The sequence below is a fragment of the Methanobrevibacter sp. genome (genome assembly GCF_045636185.1).
Lineage (GTDB): Archaea > Methanobacteriota > Methanobacteria > Methanobacteriales > Methanobacteriaceae > Methanocatella.
The window spans coordinates 1-1727 of the sequence record NZ_JAZTXC010000026.1; the positions used below are offsets into that span (position 1 = coordinate 1).

The 1727-nt window shown below is 28.5% G+C and carries 3 protein-coding genes; all 3 read right to left on the reverse strand.

Annotated features, from left to right (window positions below; genetic code table 11):
* A partial coding sequence (locus ACKI3Q_RS01975; RefSeq protein ID WP_407413770.1) for a coenzyme F420 hydrogenase/dehydrogenase beta subunit N-terminal domain-containing protein occupies positions 1–137 on the reverse strand: 137 nt, incomplete at its 3' end.
* 8 nt (positions 138–145) lie between these two features.
* Positions 146–1195: a hypothetical protein gene (locus ACKI3Q_RS01980; RefSeq protein ID WP_407413767.1), complete on the reverse strand. Its 1050-nt coding sequence runs from the start codon at positions 1193–1195 to the stop codon at positions 146–148.
* 14 nt (positions 1196–1209) lie between these two features.
* On the reverse strand, positions 1210–1572 hold the full coding sequence (locus tag ACKI3Q_RS01985; protein WP_407413768.1) for a pilus assembly protein: 363 nt from the start codon (positions 1570–1572) through the stop codon (positions 1210–1212).
* Between the last annotated feature and the right edge of the window lie 155 nt (positions 1573–1727).

Below are 1727 nucleotides of genomic sequence, written 5' to 3' on the forward strand. Positions count from 1 at the left end.
TCACCAGGAGATAAAGCCAATACGCCATCAACAATATTTTCATCTAATAAATATTTGAAAATACTTGTTACTGCTCCACCACATTCTCCTGCTTCCTGAATGTCCGGATTTTTTGATCTAGCTAAAACATAACTCATATTATCACTCACAATTTATTTTGGATTTTTTCAATAACTTCATCCACACCTAATGCATCTGATTCAATTACTGCATCAAATGTTTGAGTCTCACCCATAGCATTTACAAAACTGCCTTCATTTTCAAGCCAGGATTTAACTGGAACAACTATTTGTGAAGCATTTGAAGTTGAATTTTCACATGGCACGAAACTTACAATAGTTGAAATTGATCCGAAGTCGAAATCAATTTCAGGAATTAAATCATCATTGAAAACAAGCAATAAATCAGTATCGTTTAATAATTCTACAAATTCTTCTTTTGATTGGGCTTTTACAATATCACAAGCACCTTTTGAATTACATTTACTGAAAACAGGCAATATTTTAGAGTTTGCTTTATCTGAAATCTCTTTAATTTTAGCCAAATCCTCAGATGAATTTACAGTGTTAAATAAAATTACAGATGATTCATCAAGATTATCTCCAAAATTATTTAAAACATCATCAATACTGTCGCAGATTTCATCTGAAACATTTGCAGTTACAGAACTTTCCGGTGTGAAAGAATAAACATTGGCTCCGTTTTCTTTTGCATGTATAATTCTTCTACCAATTAACGGATTAGTATATAATACATCTCCGATAACAATAAGTTTAGATGCTTTTTCAACATCCTCATAAGATGCAACTTCTCCGTCAATATCGACAATATTGTCCGCATATAAAGCTATATTATAATTATTTTTTTCAGCAAAACTTTTAATTGCTTCAATTTCTTCAACACTATTGTTTCCGGAGCAAAATACTGTAATTTTTTCTGAATCTTTTGATTTAAGATTACTGCAAATTTCATCAATTGCCTTATCTATGTCTACATTAGAATTTGAAACAATAGCATTACTTAATTTATTTTTATATACTTCAATTGAATTTCTGCCATTTAAACAATTTTTTCCTTCATTAACCGGATGTCTTTTATATGGATAGGTTCCAACTACATCCCCATCATGTGAAACAACATTAATACCACAACCAACACTACAGGATGGGCATAACGTGTGTTTTATTTCTAACATGTCATATCACCTAATTAGTTATAAAGAGCACTAGAAACATTTTCACTTCCAAAATCACCCTCAGATTCATCATGGGATAAATTATGAGTTGATTGTACAGTCAAAGAAAACATTTTCATCAACATATCAAATGAATTATTTAAAATAATTTGAGAAGATGTTTCCTCTTTAAATTCCTCAAAATCCTCTAATTTTAAAATACCTTCAATTTTAAAGTTTAAATCTAAGAAAATTGATTTCAAAATACAATTATATCCAATATTGTTTTGATCTTTATGGGTATAATCAATTGACCAATCCATTTCCAAATCCAAATCACAATTTTTTGGATTTGTTAAAGGTCGAATCATAGCAACTTTTTCGATATAAATTTCCATATTACTCTCGCCAACACATTTATTAAATATTATCTCATAATTACTCAAATAAACACTTAAATGAATAATCTATTCTATTATTGGGAGTAATAACCATATAAATGTTATTAAAGTATTACTCTTTTTTAAACTATTTAAATTAAAAATAAAAACTT

Bases quoted from the DNA above. Each gene is read 5' to 3' on its own strand.
- ACKI3Q_RS01980 (WP_407413767.1), bottom strand. From the start codon at position 1,195: ATGTTAGAAATAAAACACACGTTATGCCCATCCTGTAGTGTTGGTTGT.
- ACKI3Q_RS01985 (WP_407413768.1), bottom strand. From the start codon at position 1,572: ATGGAAATTTATATCGAAAAAGTTGCTATGATTCGACCTTTAACAAAT.